Below are 23829 nucleotides of genomic sequence, written 5' to 3'. Positions count from 1 at the left end.
GGTTCCAAATTGGCCCATAAATTAAGTCCATATGTAAAAATGATAATCAAACACTACCTGCTAACAGAAATAGCAACAATTTACAAGAGCAACTTTGGCTTGCCCGCCCGGGAGATACATGAACTCAAGATTTATGGTATTTCATTACCAGCGTCAGAAACATCTGCCCATTTTTCCATGACAAGATCATGGAGCCGAGGGCGAAACTGTCTTATTTTAAGGTTATCCCGGCTGGGATGAACACGATTTGTGAGCAATACCACCACAATGGATGAATCAGGCTCCATCCAAAAAGAGGTGCCTGTGAACCCAAGATGCCCAAGGGCCTTGTCGGAAAAATACCTGCCAGCGGAGGAGCCCGTCAAAGAAGGGGTATCAAACCCGGCCACCCGTTCCCGGCCGAATTCTTTTTTTATAAACTGTCCCAGCGCTTTTCCGGGTATTTTTCCGGTGCTGTCCCCATGAATTGCGTCCAGCATATAGCCAAGGAGCTTGCCCACGGCCTGGGCCGTGCCAAACAGTCCAGCATGCCCTTCCACTCCCCCCACGGCCCAGGCATTGTCATCATGGACCTCGCCGGAAAGTATCCGACCCCGCCACGGACAGGCTTCCGTGGCAGCAAACTGACTTTTTCCCTGGTTCACCTGTTTTTTTTTCAGGGGTCTGAAAAAAAGATTCAGATTAAGGGGATAAAAAAAAGTTTCATCCATGAAGCGGTCCAGAAGCATACCGGTGGTTTGTTCAATAATCCATGCCAGCACCATGTACCCAAGATCACTGTAGATCTGGCGTGTTCCAGGTGGTGCCGCTAACGGCACTGCCATGATAAAATTCCGGAGATGTTCCCTGCGTGCCTCACAGGGAAGGTTGACAAGCGCCTGGTAAAAAGGCCTATGGGCAGGAAAGCCCGAGGTGTGTCTAAGCAACTGGTCAATGCAGATTTTTTTTTTATCTTCATATCCCCGGCAGTCCACAAGCCCTCCAAGGGTCTGTGCCGGAAAAATCTCACCGGACTGCACAAGCTTTGCCACGGCAAGGGCAGTGGCAAGGGGTTTGGTCAAAGATGCAAGGTCAAAACAGGTATCCTGCGTCACCGGTTCAGAGCTGAACCGGCTAAGCCTGCCATAGGCCCTGTGAAACACCGTCCGATGCGCCCTTGACACCCAAAGCACCCCGCCGGAAAATACCCCCTGCCTGACCCCGTTGGCCATGAAATTATCAATGGATGTCATGGTATATCCTTTACGCCCCAGGAAAGCGTATGCTTTTTTGCATCCATCACCACCGGAATGCCCATGGGCAGGGAGAGATTAACACAGCCGTGGCCCGCCTGGACACCGCAGAACAAAGGCACATGCCCCAGATGCTCATGGAAAAGTTCATGGAGGATATTTTCATCACCACAGTTTTGAAAGTCACCGATAATGACGCCTGTTATTCCCTGGAACACACCTGCCTGGTGCATCTGGGTCAACATGCGGTCAATTTTATAAGCGGGTTCATTGATCTCTTCCAGAAAAAGAATGTTGCCGGAAAATACGGGCTGAAACGGGGTGCCGCAAAGATGACAAAGGGTGGCAAGGTTTCCCCCATAAAGCATCCCTCGGGCCACTCCTGGGGTCAGGGTGACACCGTTTGAAGCCTTTATGTCGGGCAGGTCATGAAAAGCAGTGGTCAGTGCCCGGTACAGGCTGTCACAGGTCAGGGGGTCTGCCTGGGCAAGGGAGGTAAGCACCGGCCCATGAATCACCGGAAATCCCGCATGCTTACCAAGACTGACAAGGGCCGCCGAGACATCACTGAAGCCGACAAAGGGTTTAGCGTGCCTCTGGAGAAAATCAAATTCCAGCAGGGGCAAAACCCCCATGGCTCCAAATCCCCCCCGGGCACACATGATGGCCTTCACCTCTGTCATGGCGGTCAGGGCATTGAAAATATCTGCCCGGTGACGATCGTCACCGGCAAGGTATCTCTTCCTGGCATATATATCCCGGGGAACATGCACCCGGAAGCCCATGCGTTCAAGAATCTTGATTCCCTGTTCAAAAATGTCAGGCTCAAAGGCGCCGGAAAGAGCACATATTCCTATGGTATCCCCGGCAGCCAGGGGTAGAAAAGGCTGGGTTTCGCTGATCATGGCGCCATCCTGTTTTACTTATGAATAAAGCCGGGAAATAACAAAGGGGACTGCTGTCTCAAGCCGAAGGATGCGATCCCCCAGATGAACGGTTTCAAAGCCCGTGTCTGCCAGGGAATTCACCTCTCTTTCAATGAAACCACCCTCCGGCCCCATGGCAAGAATACAGGGACAGGCAATCTGCCGGGGACAGGCATCCCAGGGGCCGGGGTGGGCGGTGAGGGATAGCTTTCCCCGAGTAAGCCCGGGAAGGTCTTGTGTGACAAAGGGTTTAAACAATCGCCGGAGATGCACCGTGGGCATCATGGTATCCCGGGCCTGTTCAAGACCCAGAATTAACTCTTTTTCAATGGCGGCCGGTTCCAGCAATGCACTGGTCCAGAAACCTTTTTCCACCCGCCAGGTATTGATCAGAAAGATATCCTTGATCCCCAAGCTGGAAACGGTCTGCAATATCCGTCGAAGCATCTTGGGACGGGGCAGGGCCAGCACCAAGGTCAACGGCAAAGGCGGCGGCGGCACGCGGTCCAGCAACACAGCCATGTCCACATAATCAGAACCTGTTTCAAGCACCTGTGCCGTACCCATTTTGCCGTTGAGAAGGCCCACCGTTAACACATCCCCGGGACGGGCTCGGTGTACCTTCCGGATATGGATCATACGTCTATCCCGGAGACGGACCCGGTCCGGCCCGGTATAATCGTCTGTAAACAACAAAATAAGATTCATATCCTGACCTCGCTGACCGGTCCGCCATGGCAGGCGAAATAAGCCCGGGGTCAAGGCCTGATGACAGCCATTGATCCGGGGAGCGGCCCCGCCACGGCCGGAAAAAAGCACTGCCGTAATACCGGCAGTGCAAATACATATTCACAGTAAATATTCGGTCAGCCCCTTATCTTCACCTGTTTTGGTCTGCTACGCAGTCCTAAACAGACGAATATGGGGAAGCACTGTCCAAACATGTACTATTCACCCCGAATACTTACTGTTTACAAAAAAAAACTAATTCATTACAACTCAAAATTGATGATGGAGTGTACCTTGTCAAGGGCGCTTAGTTCCTTGCACACACCTTCCGGCACCGGTGTGTCCGTACGGATAAAGATGATGTTACGATCACCGTCATCTTCTCTTCCCACCATCATGCGGGAAATATTAATGTTGTGCTCTCCAAGGCAGGTACCAATGCTACCGATGGCACCAGGAACATCCTTGTTATGGATCAGAGAGAGATACCCTTCGGGAATCACTTCCAGACGGAACTTATTAATACGAATGATTCTGGCATCATCCTTGCCAAAGATAGTACCGGAAATGAGATTGGTTTCATTTTCATACACCACCCGGATGCGAATAAGGTTAATATAATGAGCACTTTCCTGGCTGGAAATTTCAGAAATCTTGATACCCATCTCTCCAGCAAGGGAGGTTGCGTTAACAGAATTGACCTCATCTGGCACCATGGGAGAAAGAATGCCCTTTACAGCGGCCAGGGTAACGGGTTTTAAATCCAGATCAAAGAAATTACCGGCATATTCAATGGAAATCTCCTTGATGGGTCCCTTGGCCATGGTGGCGTGCATGGCACCGATTTTTTCCGCCAGATAAAGGAATGGTGCCAGTTTTTTGAGCAACTCACCGGTGACCGACGGCACATTCACGGCATTGATAACTGTATTGTGCTTTAGATAGGCGATGATCTGGTTGGCCACGGCCACGGCCACATTGGTCTGGGCCTCCTGGGTGGATGCGCCGAGATGCGGGGTGGCAATTACCTGATCCAGGGTCAACAGCGGATTGTCCACCGGGGGTTCCACTTCAAATACATCCAGGGCTGCCCCGGCAACTTTACCTGAAACAATGGCGTCATAAAGATCCTTTTCCTGGATGATGCCGCCCCTGGCACAGTTGATCACCATGACCCCGTCCTTCATCATGGCAAAGGTGTCCTTGTTGAGCAGGTGGGTGGTGCTTTCAATCTTGGGAACATGGATGGTGATATAATCGGATCGTTTATAAAGCTCTTCCAGGCTGACGCTTTCAAAGCCCTGTTTTTCAATGTGCTCGGCGGTGACGGCGGGATCATAGATAATCACCTGCATCTTCAATCCCTGGGCAAGACTTGCCACAATGGAGCCGATGTTGCCAAAACCAATGACACCAAGAACTTTATTAAACAGTTCCCGACCCTGGAGATTTTTCTTTTCCCACAAAGAGCCCTTCAGCGTGGAGGTTCCCCGGGGAATATTCCGAGTCAGAGCCATCATCATGGCAATGGCATGCTCGGCGGTTGTAACCGTGTTACCACCCGGAGTGTTCATCACTGCCACACCATGTTTGGTTGCACAGGGGATATCCACATTGTCAAGACCAATGCCTGCCCGGCCCACCACCTTAAGGTTGGTTGCTGCTTCCAGGATTTCCTTTGTAACCTTCGTGGCGCTTCGGATGACAAGACCATCATAGGCACCAATGATGGCTTTGAGCTCATCCGGGGAAAGCCCGGTGTTTACATCCAGCTCAATACCCTCTTCATTCCTGAAAATTTCAAGTCCCGCCTCACCCAATTTATCGCTTACAAGAACCTTCATCTCAACGCTTTCCTTTTATTCTTATTTTTCTTTTTTAAAAGATGTCATGAAATCAACCAGTGCTTCCACTGCCTCCATGGTGGCGGCATTATAAATGGATGCCCGGCATCCGCCCACGGATCGATGACCTTTAAGTCCGCCAAGGCCTTTTTGCGTGGCAGCGGCAATGAATTCTTTTTCCATGTCTTCGGTGGGCAGACGGAAGGTGACGTTCATCAACGAACGACTGCCCTTATCAGCTGTGGCGCGATAAAAATCACTGCCATCGATGAAATCATAGAGCAGTGCCCCTTTCTTTTCGTTGTGAGCCTGCATTTTTCCAAGTCCGCCCATGTCTTCTTCCAGCCATTTCAACACCAGTTGAATGGTATAGATACCAAAACATGGCGGAGTATTATACATGGAATTTTTGGATGCAAAGGTGTCATATTTGAGCATGGAGGGCAGGTTCTGCTCTGCTGTTTTAAGCAGATCATCCCGCAAAATAACCATGCAGGTGCCAGATGGCCCGATATTCTTCTGGGCTCCGGCATAGATCATCCCGAACTTGTCCATATCCAGGGTCCGACTGAAGATATCCGAAGACATGTCCGCCACCAGTGGAATACCACCGGTGTCAGGAAAGGATGCCCACTGGGTACCTTTAATGGTGTTATTGGAGGTGATGTGCACATAGGCTGCCTCGGGATTAAAGGCAATGTCACCGGGAATATATGAAAAATTTTTATCCTCGGAGGATGCCACCACATTATAAGACTTGTTGAGTATGCCGGCTTCCTTAATGGCCTTGGTGGACCAGGTGCCGGTGTTGACATAATCTGCGGTTTTGCCCTCTCCCAGGAAATTCATGGGAATCATGGCAAACTGAAGACTTGCTCCGCCCTGGAGAAAGAGCACATGAAAGCGCTCATCCAGATTCAACAGCCGTTTCGTTCGAGCCACGGCATCATTGATAACGTCGTCAAACCACGGGGAGCGATGACTGATTTCGGTGATGGACATCCCGCTTCCCTTGAAATTTAAAAAAGAGGCCTGGATTTCTTCAAGCACCGGCAGGGGCAATGCTGCAGGCCCTGCATTAAAATTAAAAATACGCTTTTCCGTCATGACACGATTCTCCTTATTTAATTATACTCACGTGTTTTATGAAATTGAATATCCGGCCAGGCTTCCATGGCAAAGCCGAGTTGATATTCACTGGTGGTTAAAAAGGCCACCCATCCTTCTGAGTCCACGGCTATGCTTGCGGCATTCTGACTGATAAATTTTTTCTTCATTTCCGGTTTGTCACAGGTAATCCAGCGGGCCACAGCAAGGGCCACCGGCTCAGAGTCTGCTTCCACACTGTATTCTGCCTTGAGGCGGGCCATGGTGACGTCAAACTGTAAAACACCCACGGCCCCCATTATATAATCGTTGTTGATGTGGGGGCGAAAGACCTGAATGGTGCCCTCTTCTGCCAGCTGTGTCAAACCCTTCTGCAAGGCCTTGGTTTTCATGGGATTTTTCAGAATAATCCGCCGAAAATGTTCCGGGGCAAAACTTGGGATACCGGTGAATTTCAAGGGTTCCTTGTCGGTGAAGGTATCGCCAATCTTGATGGTGCCGTGATTGTGGATACCGATGATATCCCCAGGGAAGGCCTCATCCACATTGCTTCGTTCCTGGGCCATGAAAATGGTGGCATTGGAAATAATCACATCCTTTCCGATGCGGTGATGCCGAACCTTCATTCCCTTTTTAAATCGTCCGGAACAGATTCTGAAAAAGGCAATGCGGTCCCGGTGGGCCGGATCCATATTCGCCTGAATTTTAAAGGTAAAGCCGGAAAAACCCACTTCCTCCGGATGAACCGCCCGGGTGGCAGCCTGGCGGACACCCGGGGGGGGGGCAACTTTAACAAAGGAGTCAAGCATTTCCCGGACCCCGAAATTATTAATGGCACTGCCAAAAAAAACAGGAGTCTGGGACCCCTTGAGATAATAATCCATATCAAAGGGATCTGCCGCCCCCCGGATCAGTTCCACATCATCCCGGAGTTCCCGGGCCTGGTCACCCAGCTCCTGATCCAGAATGGGGTCATTGAGATCTTTTATCATCACCCCATCCCCATCCCGGGGGCTATATCCCGGCGAAAAAAGACCCAACTCTTTTTTTTCCAGATGGTACACCCCCCGAAACCGCTTTCCCATACCAATGGGCCAGGTGATGGGCGTACATTCAATCTGAAGTTTTTCTTCAATATCTGCAAACAGGTCCAGGGGCTCCATGCCCTCACGGTCCATCTTATTTATGAAGGTCACAATGGGGGTGTTTCGCATGCGACACACCTCCATTAATTTCTGGGTTTGGGGTTCCACGCCCTTGGCACTGTCAATGATCATCACTGCGCAGTCTACCGCCGTAAGTACCCGATACGTATCTTCAGAAAAATCTTTATGCCCCGGGGTATCCAGCAGATTAATCTCAAAGCCTTTGTAGTTAAATTTCATCACCGAGGACGAGACACTGATCCCCCTTTCCTGCTCAATGGAGAGAAAGTCACTGGTGGCTTTGCGTTCAGTTTTTCTGGATTTGACAGCACCTGCCTGCTGAATGGCACCGCCAAACAATAAGAGCTTTTCCGTCAGAGTGGTTTTCCCGGCATCGGGATGACTGATGATGGCAAAGGTGCGACGTCTTGCAATTTCTTTTACCGTGCGTGGATCTGTTTTCATGGATTCCTTAAACATTTTGTATTCCCATAACACAACTCAACCGAATTGGTTTATATAGTCCATAAAAGGGCTTTTTTCAATGAATTAATTATTTCCTTTTTAAACGCCCATGGATTTCATCAATCACACAACCTTCCGGCTTATAAGGAAATAATTATCATATTTTTAAAAATAAGCAGATTAGTAAGTTCAAAACTGAGATATTACGCAATTATGCAGCACCCAAACACGGATTCTGCCCACCAGAGATTCCATCCAAATATTCAGGGTGCCCCTTGTTGGGATCAAACCCTCAGGGTTCATGGCTGTGCATTGCCGTAAGGGTGGCTCCGATAATAACAAGGCCTCCGGCAACGGTGCGCATTCCGGGAACTTCCCCCAGAAAAATCATGGCAAGCAAAATCCCGTAAAGGGGTTCCAGTGCGGTAATAATCCCGGCGGTGCGGGTTTTGATATAAACCAGGGATTTAATAAACAGAAAGTGGGAAAGGGCCGTACAGAGGCCCCCCAGAAGGATAAGCAGAAAAATTTCCCGGGGTGTGGGAAAATCGATATCCAGGAACACCACCCAGGGTATCAGAAACAATGCGGCAAAAACATTCTGGTAAAAGGAGACCGTCAGGGGAGGAATGGTTTTTACATTTTTTCGATTTACAAGACCCAGAAGGGCAAAGGTAAATCCCGATGTCACCCCCCACAGCGCCCCCTTTACAGGCTCCCTTGAAAGATCAAAGGAGGGAATCACCATCACCAGTCCCACAAATACCACCAGCGCCACCACACAATTTTTAACCCCCAGTCTTTCCTTGAAGAAAAAAGGCTCCATGAAGGTGACAAAAACGGGGAAGGTGGAAAAGGTTAAAAGCCCCATGGCCACCGTGGAAATCTGGATGGAAATAAAAAAAGTACACCAGTGCAGGGCCAGCAGCGCCCCCTGCAGCATAAACATGACCCGGGGGGCTGATATTTTGTTTCCGGGAAAGAAAAAGAAAGGCAACAGGAACAAGGAGGCAAAAACTGTCCTGCCAAAAACAATTAAAACCGGGCTGCACAGGAGAAATTTCCCGAACAGCCCGGAAAAACCGAACAGCAGCACCGCCAGATGTATATCCCGGAGACCGGGGTTTATTTTTTTCACCGCCGGTTTGATGAAAATAGACATCAGTCAGTACAGCGCTATCTTGTCAACTGGCGGTATTTAATACGCTGGGGCTGATCGCCTTTGATACCCAGTCGTTTTTTTCGATCCTTGTCATAATCGGAATAACTGCCCTCAAAAAACACGGTCTGACTGTCGCCTTCAAAGGCCAGAATATGGGTGGCGATGCGGTCAAGGAACCACCTGTCATGGCTAATGACAATGGCGCATCCGGCAAAGTTTTCCAAGGCCTCTTCCAGGGCACGCATCGTGTTAACATCCAGATCATTGGTGGGCTCATCCAAAAGAAGCAGGTTGGCCTCTTCCTTGAGCATCCGGGCCATATGAACACGATTACGCTCACCGCCGGACAGCACTCCTACTTTTTTCTGCTGGTCCGCACCTGAAAAATTAAACTTGGACACATAGGCCCGGGAATTCACCTCCCGCCCTCCCAGAAGAAGGGTTTCGTTGCCCCCGGAAACAACCTCCCAAACGGTCTTGTCCGGGTCAAGGATGTTGCGCTCCTGGTCCACGTAGGCAAGCTTTACCGTTTCTCCCAGTTCCATGGAACCCTTATCCGGTGATATTTTTGAGGAAATCATGTTAAAGAGGGTGGACTTTCCTGCCCCGTTTGGTCCCACCACCCCCACAATCCCACCGGGTGGAAGAATGAAGTTCATGTCTTCCACCAAAAGTTTTTCCCCAAAGGCCTTGGCAATACCTTTTGCCACCACCACCTTGTCTCCCAGGCGGGGTCCCGGGGGAATAAAAATTTCCAGATCTCGCTCCTTATCCCGGCTGTCCTGCTTTAAAAGCTGATCATAGGAACTCAATCTGGCCTTGGATTTGGAACGCCTCCCCTTGGGCGACATTTTGATCCACTCCAACTCCCGTTCCAGGGTTTTCTGGCGTTTACTTTCCTGCTTTTCCTCGTTTTTCAGGCGATTGCCCTTCTGTTCCAACCAGGAGGAGTAATTGCCCTTCCAGGGAATTCCCTCACCCCGGTCCAGCTCCAGTATCCAGCCAGCAACATTATCAAGGAAATAACGGTCATGGGTTACCGCAATAACCGTACCCGCATATTGACTTAAGTGGTGTTCCAGCCAGGCCACAGACTCGGCGTCCAGATGGTTGGTAGGCTCATCCAAAAGCAGAATATCCGGCTGTTTCAGTAACAGACGACACAGGGCCACCCGACGTTTTTCTCCACCGGATATCAGCTTTACAGACATGTCTTCGGGGGGACAGCGAAGGGCGTCCATGGCCATCTTCAACCGAGAATCCAGATCCCATGCCTCCAGATGATCCAACTGTTCCTGGAGTTCCCCCTGTCGCTGGATAAGTTTGTCCATCTCATCATCGGACATGGGTTCTGCAAATTTTTCGCTGATGGCTTCGTATTCATTCATGAGGTCCACTGTTTCCTGGACTCCCTGCTCCACAATTTCTCTTACGGTGGCATCTTCGTTTAAAAGGGGTTCCTGCTCCAGGTACCCCACGGAAAATCCCTTGGAAAGGATGGTCTCTCCATTGTATTCGGTATCAATGCCCGCCATGATTTTTAAAAGGGAACTCTTACCGGAACCGTTGAGTCCCAGCACACCGATTTTAGCCCCGTAAAAATAGGACAGGCTGATATCCTTGATCACTGGCTTTTTATCATAATATTTACTCACCCGCATCATGGAGTAAATAACTTTTTTTGTATCTTCCGACATGACTTAAAACTCCTTAATATAACTTTGATAAAGGTGACAACATTCCTTTGTTGCCTCCATTGTTTTTTAACACGCGTGGCAAAAATCAAAATGGTATTATGCGCCCCCCCCGAGGGGCAATGGGCCCGGCCCGAAACCGTAGACGGCTCAATTGGCCGGTTCCTATTATCCCTCGGGAGGGCTCTGCTGAGGTTGCCCAGACGTTTTATTTTCTAATAAAAAAGCCAAAACGACAAGACGATTTAACACCCTGTACCCATTAACCACCTAATATATCACAGGTTCCCGGAAAATCATATCAATGGCCTCCCGCCCGTTTTCTGCAATGCGGGGAAAAGGCCCGCTCACCCCGGCAAGCTGCCTTAAATTCTCACCGGTTCTTAAAATCAACCGGGCAAGATCGCCTTCGGCAAACACAGAACCATCCACCACCTGATCCCAGGGCACCCCCATGGCCCAGGAAAAAACCGGAATGGCTGGCTGGAGATACAGATTGGGGGCGGAAAACCCACCTGCCTGTAATTTTTCTGCAAAGGGAAAAAGCGCTTCCCTTAGCTTTGCAAATTCCCGGGTCAGACGTTTGGGTAGGCGATGCCCCAGAAGGGCATCATCATCAAAGGTTTTTTCATTGACAAAGGCTGCCATCACCGCCGCCAGCATCACAGGGTCCTGGTCGGGCAACAGCCCCTGGCGGAGACACTGGGCCACCATAAGAGGCTGATCCATGCGCAACTGGGAGGTCCATTCGCCATCTTCGGTCAAGGTGCCTTCCGGTGTGACAAATCCCTCCTCCTTTAAAAAATCCAGGTGGGCCAAAAAATCCTGCCACAGGTATTTCAATCCATAGCCATACTCTTTTCTGGCCTGACGGCCCTGTTTTCCAAGGGAAATCAGGTAGGATGCAAAGGATTTTTCCAGCAGTTCATGGATCTGGGGGGGCGTATGGGAAAGTAAAAGGTTCAGCACCATGGAAAAGTCTATCTTAATCTGACTGTTCACATCCATGGGGGGGGCCGTCACCATTTTGGCAACATGTTTAAGGTCCATGAATTTACCGGGCATGACAATGGCAAACCCGATATTGTCCATACCTCTTCGCCCGGCACGACCGGTCATCTGCTGAAACTCGCTGGCCGTTAGGGGAAGAAACGAGACCCCGTTAAACCGATCGGAATTTAAAATAGCCACACTTCTTGCTGGAAAATTCACCCCGGCCGCAACGGTGGAGGTGGCAAACATGGCATCTAAAAGCCCTTCGGACATAAGGGTTTCCACCACCACCTTCCAGGCAGGCAGCTGACCGCTGTGGTGGGAACCCACGGCGAATTTTTCCATGTGCATACGCTGGTCATGGCCTGCTAAATGGGGATTGTCTCCCACAAGTTCCTGTATTCTTCTTGCCAGAAGGGCCTTTCTTTTGGGGTCCTGTTTGAGAATTTTTCCATTGCAAAGACCAATGGCCCTGTCGCAATCCACCCGGGATTTTAGAAAAAAAATGGCCGGCAGCAGATCGTAGGCCTTTAACACCTTTAAAATTTCACCGAACCGGGGAAGACGACCGGGCTGGGAAATGGCTGGCAGCTGTTTTGCCTTGATATATGCCATCACATTTCTGTGCACTCTGTTTTTTCCGGGGATACCCTTTTCTTTCAGCAGAGGATTTAATGTGCCCGATGGATGAAAAAACAAAGGAAACAGGGGAACCGGACGTTGGGTCTCCTGGATTACCTGACATTTTTTCCCCCTCATGGATTCAAGCCATCCGGCAATATGATCGGCGTTGCCGATGGTGGCGGACAACAAAAGCAAAGACACCCGCTGGGGCAGATAAATAAGCGTTTCTTCCCACACCACTCCCCGTTCGGCATCCCCCAGGTAATGGGCTTCATCTAAAATCACCAGGCTGCAGGAAAGATCTTCCCCCGTGTGCATGGCATCATAGAGCTGATTTCTTAAAATCTCTGTGGTGCCGATGATAATATCGGCATCCCCATTTTCTTTTTTATCACCGGTGAGTATCCCGACTTTATCCTGCCCAAACTCGGCAATGAACTGGGCATATATTGTATTGGTCAAGGCCTTTAAGGGTGTTGCGTACCACACCCGCTCCCCCCTGTCTATAACCCTCCGGGCCGCACTTTGCGCAATCCATGTTTTACCTGCCCCGGTGGGGGCTGTGACCAGACAATCCCATTGGGCGATGGCCCCAACGGCTTCTTGCTGGAAGGGGTCTGGAGAAAAGGGACGGCTGTGGGGCACACCAATTTTCTCAAATACGGGTCTAAGACAGCTGTCCGCACCGGGCTTCATGGAAGCAAAACCAGCCATGCCATTTTTTCTTTTTTTTCCACCATGATTTCTTTTTTTTTCCATGGACAGGATAAAACCACAATTCCCACAAGTATGCAAGATGCCAGCGATATTTATTTGCTTTTGTTGGGGTGAGGATGGGCATAAACCGTATTAAACCACCCCCCGTGAGGGCTTGATCAAAACAAGAACCAATGCTTTTAAAGGCACGCTTCATTTATGCTTTACATTTTCCAGAGCAATGCACCCAGTTTAAAGATAAGTTTTAAAAAAAGTGCAACCTACTTTTTGGGTCATATGAAGAATGCCCTTTCTAAAATATCAAAATCTGATCCAGTGGAACAAGACCGAATTGAAACCTATGATTTCCGGTTAAAATCAAAATCTTCCAGGAAGCCCCGATGAACCAGATCATAAAAATAAATACGCCTCATCGTTGCATTTAAGGTATTTTTAGAGTATAGGAACTCCCGGCGTTGCACCAGAATTCTGCTTTAAAGATGAGTTCTGTTCCCGAGCAGTCTTTAACCGATTCTCAATGCTGCGCCATGGTCAATGTTTTATGAGGCTTTTTTTGCAATATCGACCACCTGAGAACAGGGGGAGGGTGCAGGTCGGACTTATTTTAGTGTGCTGTTGTATAAACACGACGCAGGATAGGACGGGCAAGAACAAAAGCACAATAATGCAAGTCCGACCTGCCCATCCCTTTGAAATCACTGATATTACAATGAGACTCATTTTTTTAATTTTTGAAACGGTTTAACCACCGCTAACCGATTTTTCTCCCAGAGGCCATAGCACTGACCCAGGGGAGTATTCTCAAAAAGGATTTGTCATGGAAGGTGCGACAGTACCAATTATTGTATTTCTAATTGTTTACGCCCTGATAACCTTTGAACTGGTTAACAAGGCAGTATCAGCGCTTCTGGGCGTCATGGTTCTCTTGATCATGCATGTTGTGGATGAACACACGGCGGCATCATTGATTGATTTTGAGACCATCATGTTGTTGTTGGGTATGATGTCCATTGTTGCTGTACTCAGGAAATCAGGATTTTTTTCAATTCTTTCCGTAAGGATTGCAGAATTGACCAAGGGCAACCCCCTTAAAATCTTAATTCTTTTTTCCATTGTAACGGCGGTGCTTTCGGCATTTCTCGATAATGTCACCACCGTTCTTATCATCATTCCCATCATCATTGAACTGACCCGGGGAATGGGGTTGGACCCCAAGATTTATGTCATCAGTCAGGCGGTTATTTCCAACATCGGCGGTACGGCCACCCTTATCGGTGATCCCCCCAATATCATCATAGGCTCCAAGGTGGGATTGACCTTTAACCAGTTCATCGGAAACCTCATCATTCCGGTAATTATTTCATTTTTTGCCGTCCTGCTCTTTATCTGGTTCACCAACAAAGATAAATTCAAACCCATTGACAACAATCTGGCAAAACTGTTTTCCGTTCAGCTGCTGCTGGAAAAAATCAAGGTTGAGTTTCTCAATACCCGCATTGATAAAAAACTTCTGGTAAAAGGCTTGAGCTGCCTTGTCATTGCCATCCTGCTCTTTGTCACCCAGACCGTCACCAAAATGTCCCCGGGGGTTGTGGCTGTTTTCATGGCCATGGTATTGTTTACCATCTCCGGAGTGGATGTGGAGCATATGCTTGAAGAGGTGGAATGGAGCACCCTGCTCTTTTTTGCCGGTCTTTTCATCCTGGTGGGGGTACTGGAACACAAGGGAGTTATTGAATGGGTGGCCCACAAGGTATTCTTAAGAATCGGGGACAACCCTTATGTCATGGTACTCACCGTTTTGTGGGTGTCAGGTATTGTATCTGGTTTTCTGGACAATATCCCCTTTACAATCACCATGATTCCCATTGTAAGACTCATGCTGGAAGTCAATCCCATTCCCAACAATATCCTCTGGTGGGCCTTGGCTCTGGGCGCTTGTTTCGGTGGAAACCTTACCATGATCGGTGCCTCGGCGAACATTGTTTCCGTGGGCATGGCCAAACAGGCAGGGGTACACATCAGCTTTCTTGAATTCATGAAGGCCAGTGCGGCCATCACCATCATGACACTGATAATTGCCTCAGCATTTCTCACCCTCTATCTATGGATATCCTTATGAATGATAAAAATAGACAAAATATGTACAAACTGCTTCGCAACCTTGGCGATATGCAGGGTATTGCCCGGATGACGGTATTGTCCTTAAACAGTTTCATTGAGTCCATCCGTCAACTCAAATGCACCAAAGACCAGCTGCAACCCCTTTACTTTGAACTGGCAGAAGCACTTAAGAGTTCCCAGCCTAAAATTATTCCCCTGATCCACCTTCTGGAACGGTTTGAAAAGGAGATGGGGGAGATAATGACACCGGAAATGGATCTGGAAGAAATCCGGGAAAAAACCATTGAAAACCTCCAGGAAAGAATCAAGCAGTTCCAGGACAATGCCGCAAGGGTTACGGAAAACGGCTTGAAGTACATCAACAACCATGATGTCATCATTGTCCATTCCCCCAGTTCCGTGGTGACCAACATCCTGGTACAGGCCAAGGAAAAATGGAACAAGCGCTTTGAGGTTATTATCCTTGAGCACAACCGGGACAGAACCCGGCAGATCATCCAGGCCCTGCGGGATAACGACATTGATCACATTGTGGCACCGGCCTACAATTTAAGCCATCACATTGACCGTGCCACCAAAATGTTTGTAGGTGCCCTGACCATCACATCGGACAGAAAAATTGTGGCGCCCACAGGCACCGCAGGCAGCGTAAGCCTTTGTCATCTTAATGGTATTCCAGTACATCTTTTTGCCAACACGCTTCACTACTCCCACAAGGCATCAATGGATCAGTACATTTACCAAGAAGAAGAAAATACCCACAGTGCGAATATGGACTTTTCCATGACCACCCATTCCCACGACCTGGTGAGCCTGGATCTGATCAATCACATTGTCACTGAAAACGGTGAGCTGGATAAAAACGCTTATCCTACCTGATCCTGGCAAAATTTTCATTTCTGCCTGATTCAGGCAAATGAATAAAAAAAAATCAAAAAGCCCGTCCCTGTTAAGGGGGATGGGCTTTTTAATTAAGAGTGGGCGCTGTTGCCCTCCAACAAAATCATTGATTCTTAAACACAAAGCAGATACCCTTGCCCAGTTTCAGTCAGGGGCTTGCAACATATCCTTTTATATCAAAAATATCCGGGCGCACTCCCATTTTCCCGGCAGCATTACACATTCAACCCAAATAGATGGTATAAGAAAAAATGAACAAAAAATTAAAACCCCGGATTCTGGCACCTGCCGGTGACCAGAATGCCTTTCTGGCGGCCATTGCCGCCGGTACCGATGCCATATACTGTGGACTGAAAATTTTTTCTGCCCGCATGGAAGCAGGCAATTTCAGCATGGAAGAACTCTCCCGGCTAAATGCCCTGGCCAGAAACAAGGACGTAAAAATGCATGTGGCCTTCAATTCCCTTGTCAAGCAGGGGGAGATCGATAAGGTGCACCGGATTCTGACCAAACTTACCAGATATGTCAATCCCCATGCCCTTATCATCCAGGACCCCTGTGTGGCCGCAATCGCAAGGGAGGTGGGTTTCAAAGGAGAACTTCACCTTTCAACCCTGTCCAACTGCACCTTTCCCATGGGTCTTGATGCGGCAAAAGAAATGGGCTTTTGCAAAGTGGTCCTTCCGAGGGAACTGAGCGTTGACGAAATAAAAATCATGGCTGACAAAACACCCAAAGAGCTGGATCTTGAGGTGTTCATCCATGGGGCGCTTTGTTATGGGGTTTCCGGCCGATGTTACTGGAGCAGCTGGTTCGGGGGCAGAAGCAGCCTGAGGGGCAGATGTGTACAGCCCTGCAGACGCATGTATCGCCAGAAAAACAACCGACAGCGTTACTTCTCCTGTCTGGATCTCTCCGCGGATGTGCTTGTTAAAGTGCTCAAGGACATCCCCCAGGTCAGCACATGGAAAATTGAAGGCAGAAAAAAAAGTCCCCACTATGTGTTTTACACGGTGAAAGCCTATAAAATGCTCAGGGATCATGGCCATGATCCCAAACAGAAAAAGATTGCCCTTTCCTTTCTGGAATATGCCATGGGAAGACCTGCAACCCACTATAACTTGCTATCCCAGAGGCCCCAGAGCCCCTTGCAAAAAGATGCGGAAACCGGATCCGGACTCTTCATTGGACGGGTCAAGCAGGGAGATACCCCCCATGTGATAACCCGGGAAGCCCTTTTGAACGGTGATCTGTTGCGGATGGGGTATGAAGAGGACAAGGGCCACCTGATCCAGCGAATCACCCGCCCCATTCCCAAAAAAGGAAAGCTGGTGTTAAAGCCAGGTAAAGGCCCCAGACCGGCAAAGGGGGCACCGGCATTCATCGTGGATCGAAGAGAACCCGAGGTCCATGCACTGATCCAGGATCTTGCCGGGGAACTTGAAAGGTTCAGTCCTCCTGACATAAAACCCGCCGATATCCCCCCGGAACCCCTGGGACAACAAAATCTTATACCGGCATCCGTGGTAAATGCCCCCCTCCGGGATATCACCCTTTTCAGATCCGCCCCCGTGGGTCGAACACCGGGAACCATTGCCCGGTGGCTGGACCTGTCAACGGTGAAAAGGGAAAGCGGGAAAAAAATCAAACAAACCTGGTGGTTTCTGCCCCCGGTGCTGTGGCCCGGTGAAGAAGAAAATTTAAAAATGGCCATTGACCTGGCCCTGGAGCGCCATGCCCGCCATTTTGTCTTGAATATTCCCTGGCAGATTGCCCTTTTTGACACCCCTGAAAAGCTCAATCTCTGGGCAGGCCCTTTCTGCAACATCGCCAATGGCCTTCATGTGCACATCCTACGGGACATGGGATTTTCCGGTGCCTTTGTCAGCCCAGAATTAACCCAGAATGACTTTGTTACCCTGCCCAATGTCAGCCCCCTTCCCCTCGGTGTGGTAATGGAAGGAAACTGGCCCCTTGCAATTTCGCGGATTATTTCCCAGGAAATTTCACCGGATTTGCCCTTTTCAAGTCCCATGGGAGAGTCTGCATGGATTTCCAGAAGAGAAAATAATTATTGGATTTTTCCTGGTTGGCGATTAAATTTATCTCCCATGAAAAAAATTTTATATCAGGCGGGTTACCGTTATTTCATCACAATGGAAGAACCTGTAAATAAAGAAATTTCTTTAAAACAAAGGCCTGGACTCTGGAACTGGAACCTCACATTGCTATGATTTTTTTCAAAAAAATGTTGACCTTTTCTATTTTTTTAAATAAAGGTTAGTCATCATTTTTTAAAAGTCATAAAATAAGTAATTCCGCTTCAGTATTCTGGTGCTATTCTAACCCCAATAACATGGAGCTTTACTTTGAAAAAGACGCGACGTAAATCTATTGTTCTTGCAAACTTCTTTATTTTGTTCCTTTTCTGGATGATTTTCTCTGGAAAATTTGATTTCTTTCACCTTACCCTGGGGGTCATCTCCTGTAGTCTTGTGGCGTGGATGGCTGCAGACTTTCTCATCACGGCACCTAGCTTCATCACTGTTTCAAAGATGTGGATTGGATTTATCAAGTATATTCCATGGCTTATATGGCAGATCATCCTTGCCAACATTCATGTTCTCCGCCTTGTCCTGAGTCGGGACATGCACAGTCGAATTAATCCCCAGATCATCAAATTTCGAAGCACCATCAAATCACACATGGGGCTGGTCACATTTGCCAACTCCATCACGCTGACCCCCGGCACCATCACCGTCGCCGCCACCACATACGGCGATATGGCGATACACGCCATTGACAATGAATCTGCAGCCCCACTTCCCGGCGATATGGAAACAAGGGTTGCCAAAATTTTTGGTGAATAATGGACAAATTTATCCTCTTTTCAGCCATCGTACTCACCATACTCATGGGTGTACCGATTTACAGGGCCGTCATGGGCCCCACGATTCTGGACCGATTCATGGGTGTAAACGCCATTGGCAGCAAGACCACGGTTCTTTTGATCATGATCGGATTTGTTTTTAACCGGGTGGATATGTTCATAGATATCGCCCTTGCCTACGCGCTGCTTAATTTCATCGCCGTTATTGCTGCTTCACGATATTTTCATAAACGAAAAGGGTTAAGTGAGGAGATGAAATGATAATCTGGATATCTGCTTTACTGATTATTATCGGCTTTATCTTTTTCTTCGGCGGTTCCGTTGGCATGATCCGGCTGCCCGACTTTTACTCCAGACTCCATGCCGCTGGCATGCTGGATACCATGGGGGTTTTTATGTCCATGGCGGGCCTGGCCCTGTATGTGCTCCATGAGTTTTCCCTGGGAAATTTATTGTCCGCCCTGAAGATTATTCTCATTGTGGTGTTTGTATTCATCACAAGTCCCACGGCAACCCATGCCATTGTGGATGCCGGTGTACGTGCAGGCCTGAAACCATGGACCAAAAAAAATTAACCCGCAAAGGTGACACCCCATGATCTGGCAACTTGAACTGATTATTCTTTTACTGGTTATTGTATGCGCCGTTGCAGCCATCACTGTGAGGGATCTGTTAAGCGCCGCCCTGCTTCTGGGGGCATACAGTTTTCTTCTGTGCCTGATATGGGCCGTGATGGGGGCTGTGGATGTGGCCTTTACCGAAGCCACTGTGGGCGCTGGCGTCAGCACTGTTTTCTGTGTTGCAGCGGTATTTCACACTACAAGGAGGACCAAAGATTGAAAATTCTTGGGAAACTGACCATACTGCTTTGTGGGGTGCTTCTCATGGTTTTCACCATGGAATTCCCCGACTGGGGGGACCCGAAATCCCCGGCATCCACCCATCTCTCCCCCTATTTTATCCAGCACACCATGGAAGATACAGCCGTACCCAATATCGTCACCTCCGTCTTGGCCGACTACAGAGGGTATGACACCATGTTTGAGACCACGGTGATCTTAACGGCGGGTCTGGCCTGTTTTCTTTTGTTGCGTATTGAAAGAAAAAAGGTGCCCCATCGGTATTACCGCCATGAGCCCACCGGGGTGACACTTCGCATGGAAGGAAAAAAATTTCCCAAAAATTCTGCAGTGTTCCAGCGCATGGATGCCAACTGGGTCCCCTATGACTTTATCATCAGCCGCACCTGCCGCCTGATTATCCCCTTTATCCAGATTTTCGCCCTGTATGTTGTGGCCCATGGACACCACAGCCCCGGCGGCGGTTTCCAGGGGGGCGTTCTCATGGGGGCTTCGGTGATTTTATTTGCCATCTCGCACAGCTTGCGAGCCGCCATAAAGAGTTTCAGCGAAAAAGCCGCGGCTCTCCTGAGTGTCACCGGGGTCTTTATCTATGCCGGCACCGGTGCCCTTTGCCTTATATTTGGAGAGGTCTTTCTCAACTACAGCGCCCTTGCGCCCCTGTTTGGAAGCGATCGCATCATGGCCCGATCCCATGGCATTCTCATGGTGGAAATCGGTGTGGCCGTTGCGGTGACTGCGGTGATGATCTGGATCTATTACAACCTGTCTTCTGCCGGAAAACAGGATGAGGGACTCTGATATGGAATCGATATTCGCACTTATCCTTGCCAAGGCAAATTATGTGGTCTACATCATCCTCATGATGGTGGGACTCTATGCCATGATTGTCAAAAACAATCTCATTAAAAAAATTGTCGGAATGAGTATTTTCCAGACGGCCATTATCCTGTTTTATGTCTCCATTGGATGTAAAAGGGGGGCAAGCATTCCCATTCTGGAGCACCACGCCTCCCCGGAAACGGCCACCCATGGGGCTGAAAAGGTGGTGGCCCATGCCATGGACGCCGTCAATGCTTCCCATTACATAAATCCCCTTCCCCATGTGCTCATGCTCACGGCCATTGTTGTGGGCGTGGCCACCCTTGGTGTGGCCCTGGCCCTGGCCATAAAGGTATATAATACCTATGGTACCGTGGAGGAAGATGAAATTAACCAACAGCTGAGGAGCGGATAAAACCCATGACCCGTCATCTGCCTGCCTTAATCATCGTGATCCCCCTTCTGGCCGCCCTTGTCACCGCCGGATCCGGCTGGATCAACCAGAAAGCCCCGTTTCGCATTGCCGTTGCAGCGCTGTTATTCTCGTTTATCTGTGCAGTTCTGATGTTGATCCAAGTGGTCACCACCGGTATTGCCATGGAGTACAGAATGGCTGGCTGGGCCGGTCCCATGGGCATTGTCTATATCATTGACCACCTAAGCGCCCTTGTGCTTGTGGTGATCACTGCGGTATCCACTCTGAACCTTGTGGCCCAGAAGAAAAACATCGTCTCGGAGTTCAAGGATAAAGAAGGGGCATTTAACGCCCTTTATGTGTTGTTCACCGCCGGACTCATCGGCATGACAGCCACCGGGGACGCATTTAACCTCTATGTACTTCTAGAAATTGTCTCCCTGTCCGGTTATGCCTTGATTGGTCTTGGCAACAGCCGTGCCCCCCTGGCCACCCTGAACTATCTGTTCCTTGGTACCATTGGGGCCACCTTTTATCTGTTGGGGGTTGGCTACCTTTATATTGCCACTGGCACGCTGAACATGGCAGAACTTGCCACCGTCATTCCTCAGAACATGGGATCCGGGGTGATTTTGTTTGCCTTTATTATCTGCCTTGTGGGGCTTTTTGTAAAGATGGCCCTGTTTCCCGTGCATGGCTGGCTCCCCGACGCCTATTCCCAGGCCACCTCGGTGTCAGCAGGGCTCATAGCCCCTCTGACCACCAAGGTCACCGTGTACATCATGATTCGCATCTGCATGACGGTGTTCACCCCGGAATACACCTTTGGACATCTGGACATCAGTGGCTTTATTGTCTTACTGGCCATTGTCACCATCGTGTTTGGGTCTTTGTCGGCCCTGGCCCAGAAAAATGTTAAAAGAATGCTCACTTATATCATTATCGCCGAAGTGGGCTACATGGTGGGAGGATTTTTCCTGGGCAACCGCTTGGGAATTTCCGGGTCTATTCTTCACATTGTCAATGATGCTGCCATGACCCTGGCTCTGTTCCTTGCTGCGGGCATATTCATCTGGAAAACAGGCGGAGAATCCCGCAGTGATCTCAAGGGACTGTTTGCCAAAATGCCCTTTACCATGGCAGGCTTTGTCCTGGCGGCGCTCTCTGTTGTGGGGGTGCCACCCACCTGTGGTTTTTTCAGCAAATGGTATCTGATCTCCGGAGGCATCCAGGCGGGCAACTATCTTTTTGTGGCCGCCCTGATCTTCAGCTCCCTTGTAAATGCGGTTCTGTTTTTCAGACTGTTTGAGATTGCCTATTTTGAGCCCTTCACCGAAGGCCACGGCCATGGTGGAGGCAGCCATGGAAGCAGCAGCCATCGCCACACCGGGGTGCTTGCCATTAAAGAAGCCCCCCTGGACATGCTGGTTCCATTTCTCATTGCATCCATGACCCTTATTGTTCTGGGACTCTACTCAGGAACAATCGTTACCAATATCATTCAATTTGCCATACCGACAGGGGTGATCTAATATGCCAATGGAAACCGTCTTCTCTGTAAAGCCCTTTTTGGCCGTTCTTGTTTCTCTGATTGCCATACCCTGTATTATCTCAAGCCGATCACAGAATATCAGGGAATCATGGACCTTTGTTGCGGCAGCCATCAAGCTTGCCCTGGTGCTCTCAATGCTCCCGTTGGTGCTCAACGGTGGCGTGGTGGAATACACGCTTTGTCAGGTATTTCCCAATCTGGGGATTGCCTTTCGGGTGGATGCCTTTGGCATGCTCTTTGCTCTGGTGGCATCGTCGTTGTGGATTGTCACCTCCATCTATTCCATCGGATACATGAGGGCCCTTGACGAGCACAGCCAGACCCGGTATTTCTGCTTCTTTGCCGTGGCTTTGTCCGCCACCATCGGGGTTGCCTTTTCTGCCAATCTGTTAACCATGTATCTTTTCTACGAAATGCTCTCCCTTGCCACCTACCCCCTTGTCACCCATCACCAGGACAAAGAGGCCAGAAGCTCGGGGAGAAAATATCTCTTGTACATCCTTGGCGGCTCCATCGGCTTTGCCCTGCCCGCCATGCTGATCACCTACCACTTCACCGGTACCCTTGACTTCACCGGCCATGGAGTAATGGCGGGCCATGTCACCTCGGGTACGGCCCTGGTGCTGAGTCTGATGTTTTTGTTCGGATTTGCCAAGGTGGGAATCATGCCCATGCACTCCTGGCTGCCGGCTGCCATGGTGGCCCCTACCCCCGTTAGTGCCCTTTTACATGCCGTTGCCGTTGTCAAGGTGGGTGCCTTCAGTGTGGTCCGGGTGTTCACAGGCATTGTGGGCACCGGGGTGCTGGCCGAATACAACATCAACCTTGTTGTCTGTATCATTGCCTCCTTCACCGTTATTGTGGCCTCCATGATTGCCCTGTCCCAGGATGAACTGAAACGACGGCTGGCCTTTTCCACCATTGGTCAGCTGTCTTATATTATTCTGGGAGTGGCCCTGTTATCAGAATCCGGCATGACCGGCGGCATGCTCCACATTGCCATGCACGCCTTTGGCAAGATCACGTTGTTTTTCTGTGCCGGTGCCATTTTCTGCGCCACGGGCATCAAGTATATCAGTAAAATGAAGGGCATCGGTCGACGCATGCCCATCACCATGACAGCCTTTCTCATTGGATCTTTAAGTGTGGTGGGGCTTCCCCCCTGCGGCGGGTTCATCAGCAAATGGTATCTGGTGCTGGGTACCATTGAAGCCGGGCAGATCGCCTTTTTGTTTGTGCTGCTGTCCAGCTCATTTTTAAATGCGGCCTATTTTTTCCCGGTGTTTTACAACGCCTTTTTCTGCAGCCCCGAAGAAATGCTGTTTGAAGATAAAGTGGACGAGGCCCCTGTTTGGTGCGTGGTACCCCTGGTCATCACCGCCGGTATTTCTGTGGTTCTCTTTTTCTATCCCCAGCCCTTTTTAAACCTTGCCAAGCTGGCCGTCCAAAACATACTGGGAGGATAAATTATGAACGAAGAAAAATTTGAACTGAAACACGACGCAGTCCCCGGATACAAACCCGTATTTCTGGTGGTTTTTATCTTGAGTGTTCTCTACCTTGGTGTGGTGTTCTTAAGCTCATTTTAAATATTTCCGTGTGGTTTAAACGCAGAAATTATCAACGTA

Annotated in this window: 20 protein-coding genes; 11 read left to right on the top strand and 9 right to left on the bottom strand. The window is 49.4% G+C overall.

The window, feature by feature from the left end:
• Positions 1–131: 131 nt before the first annotated feature.
• The 9 genes from ACYQ2M_RS09075 to ACYQ2M_RS09035 all read right to left on the bottom strand — a co-directional run bounded on the left by ACYQ2M_RS09075 (position 132) and on the right by ACYQ2M_RS09035 (position 12680).
• A complete protein-coding gene (locus ACYQ2M_RS09075) occupies positions 132–1232 on the bottom strand; it encodes a serine hydrolase domain-containing protein (RefSeq protein ID WP_459916016.1) in 1101 nt (366 codons plus the stop codon).
• Positions 1229–2137: a S66 peptidase family protein gene (locus ACYQ2M_RS09070; protein WP_459916015.1), complete on the bottom strand. Its 909-nt coding sequence runs from the start codon at positions 2135–2137 to the stop codon at positions 1229–1231. The genes ACYQ2M_RS09075 and ACYQ2M_RS09070 overlap by 4 nt, the downstream gene beginning before the upstream one ends.
• An 18-nt stretch (positions 2138–2155) precedes the next feature.
• Complete coding sequence (locus ACYQ2M_RS09065) at positions 2156–2866, bottom strand: 16S rRNA (uracil(1498)-N(3))-methyltransferase (protein WP_459916014.1); 711 nt, start codon at positions 2864–2866, stop codon at positions 2156–2158.
• Positions 2867–3150: 284 nt separating this feature from the next.
• Positions 3151–4731: a phosphoglycerate dehydrogenase gene (gene serA / locus ACYQ2M_RS09060; RefSeq protein WP_459916013.1), complete on the bottom strand. Its 1581-nt coding sequence runs from the start codon at positions 4729–4731 to the stop codon at positions 3151–3153.
• A gap of 21 nt (positions 4732–4752) precedes the next feature.
• Entirely contained in the window at positions 4753–5838 is a 1086-nt protein-coding gene (gene serC / locus ACYQ2M_RS09055; RefSeq protein ID WP_459916012.1) for a 3-phosphoserine/phosphohydroxythreonine transaminase, read from the bottom strand.
• A 17-nt stretch (positions 5839–5855) separates the two neighbouring features.
• Positions 5856–7448, bottom strand: coding sequence for a peptide chain release factor 3 (locus ACYQ2M_RS09050; protein WP_459916011.1), 1593 nt, complete (start codon positions 7446–7448; stop codon positions 5856–5858).
• Positions 7449–7740: 292 nt separating this feature from the next.
• Positions 7741–8610 carry a DMT family transporter gene (locus ACYQ2M_RS09045; protein WP_459916010.1) on the bottom strand — a complete coding sequence of 290 codons (870 nt, stop codon included), beginning with the start codon at positions 8608–8610 and terminating at the stop codon, positions 7741–7743.
• Between the two features lie 14 nt (positions 8611–8624).
• A complete protein-coding gene (gene ettA / locus ACYQ2M_RS09040) occupies positions 8625–10307 on the bottom strand; it encodes an energy-dependent translational throttle protein EttA (protein WP_459916009.1) in 1683 nt (560 codons plus the stop codon).
• Between the two features lie 267 nt (positions 10308–10574).
• Positions 10575–12680 carry a DEAD/DEAH box helicase gene (locus ACYQ2M_RS09035; protein WP_459916008.1) on the bottom strand — a complete coding sequence of 702 codons (2106 nt, stop codon included), beginning with the start codon at positions 12678–12680 and terminating at the stop codon, positions 10575–10577.
• A gap of 775 nt (positions 12681–13455) precedes the next feature.
• On the opposite strand from ACYQ2M_RS09035, the gene ACYQ2M_RS09030 reads away from it, so the two are divergent.
• The 11 genes from ACYQ2M_RS09030 to ACYQ2M_RS08980 all read left to right on the top strand — a co-directional run bounded on the left by ACYQ2M_RS09030 (position 13456) and on the right by ACYQ2M_RS08980 (position 23667).
• Positions 13456–14760, top strand: a complete 1305-nt coding sequence (locus tag ACYQ2M_RS09030; protein WP_459916007.1) for an ArsB/NhaD family transporter — start codon at positions 13456–13458, stop codon at positions 14758–14760.
• Entirely contained in the window at positions 14757–15641 is an 885-nt protein-coding gene (locus ACYQ2M_RS09025) for an IF-2B domain-containing protein (protein ID WP_459916006.1), read from the top strand. The genes ACYQ2M_RS09030 and ACYQ2M_RS09025 overlap by 4 nt, the downstream gene beginning before the upstream one ends.
• A 272-nt stretch (positions 15642–15913) precedes the next feature.
• A complete protein-coding gene (locus tag ACYQ2M_RS09020) occupies positions 15914–17896 on the top strand; it encodes a peptidase U32 family protein (protein ID WP_459916005.1) in 1983 nt (660 codons plus the stop codon).
• 135 nt (positions 17897–18031) lie between these two features.
• A complete protein-coding gene (locus ACYQ2M_RS09015) occupies positions 18032–18532 on the top strand; it encodes a Na+/H+ antiporter subunit E (RefSeq protein WP_459916004.1) in 501 nt (166 codons plus the stop codon).
• The gene (locus tag ACYQ2M_RS09010; RefSeq protein ID WP_459916003.1) at positions 18532–18813 is read left to right on the top strand and encodes an MrpF/PhaF family protein; all 282 of its coding nucleotides are present in this window, start codon (positions 18532–18534) and stop codon (positions 18811–18813) included. The genes ACYQ2M_RS09015 and ACYQ2M_RS09010 overlap by 1 nt, the downstream gene beginning before the upstream one ends.
• Complete coding sequence (gene mnhG / locus ACYQ2M_RS09005) at positions 18810–19127, top strand: monovalent cation/H(+) antiporter subunit G (protein ID WP_459916002.1); 318 nt, start codon at positions 18810–18812, stop codon at positions 19125–19127. Before ACYQ2M_RS09010 ends, mnhG begins: the two co-directional genes overlap by 4 nt.
• A 19-nt stretch (positions 19128–19146) precedes the next feature.
• Positions 19147–19392, top strand: coding sequence for a Na(+)/H(+) antiporter subunit B (locus ACYQ2M_RS09000; RefSeq protein WP_459916001.1), 246 nt, complete (start codon positions 19147–19149; stop codon positions 19390–19392).
• Positions 19389–20213: a hydrogen gas-evolving membrane-bound hydrogenase subunit E gene (mbhE, locus tag ACYQ2M_RS08995; protein ID WP_459916000.1), complete on the top strand. Its 825-nt coding sequence runs from the start codon at positions 19389–19391 to the stop codon at positions 20211–20213. The genes ACYQ2M_RS09000 and mbhE overlap by 4 nt, the downstream gene beginning before the upstream one ends.
• Position 20214: 1 nt before the next feature.
• Positions 20215–20649 (top strand): cation:proton antiporter subunit C, encoded by a 435-nt coding sequence (locus ACYQ2M_RS08990; protein WP_459915999.1) that lies wholly within the window; start codon positions 20215–20217, stop codon positions 20647–20649.
• Between the two features lie 5 nt (positions 20650–20654).
• Positions 20655–22181, top strand: coding sequence for a proton-conducting transporter transmembrane domain-containing protein (locus ACYQ2M_RS08985; RefSeq protein ID WP_459915998.1), 1527 nt, complete (start codon positions 20655–20657; stop codon positions 22179–22181).
• A gap of 1 nt (position 22182) precedes the next feature.
• Complete coding sequence (locus tag ACYQ2M_RS08980; protein WP_459915997.1) at positions 22183–23667, top strand: monovalent cation/H+ antiporter subunit D family protein; 1485 nt, start codon at positions 22183–22185, stop codon at positions 23665–23667.
• Positions 23668–23829 lie beyond the last annotated feature (162 nt).

The sequence above is a fragment of the Desulfocicer niacini genome, assembly GCF_054657595.1.
This window is presented reverse-complemented; position numbering and strand designations above follow the sequence as displayed.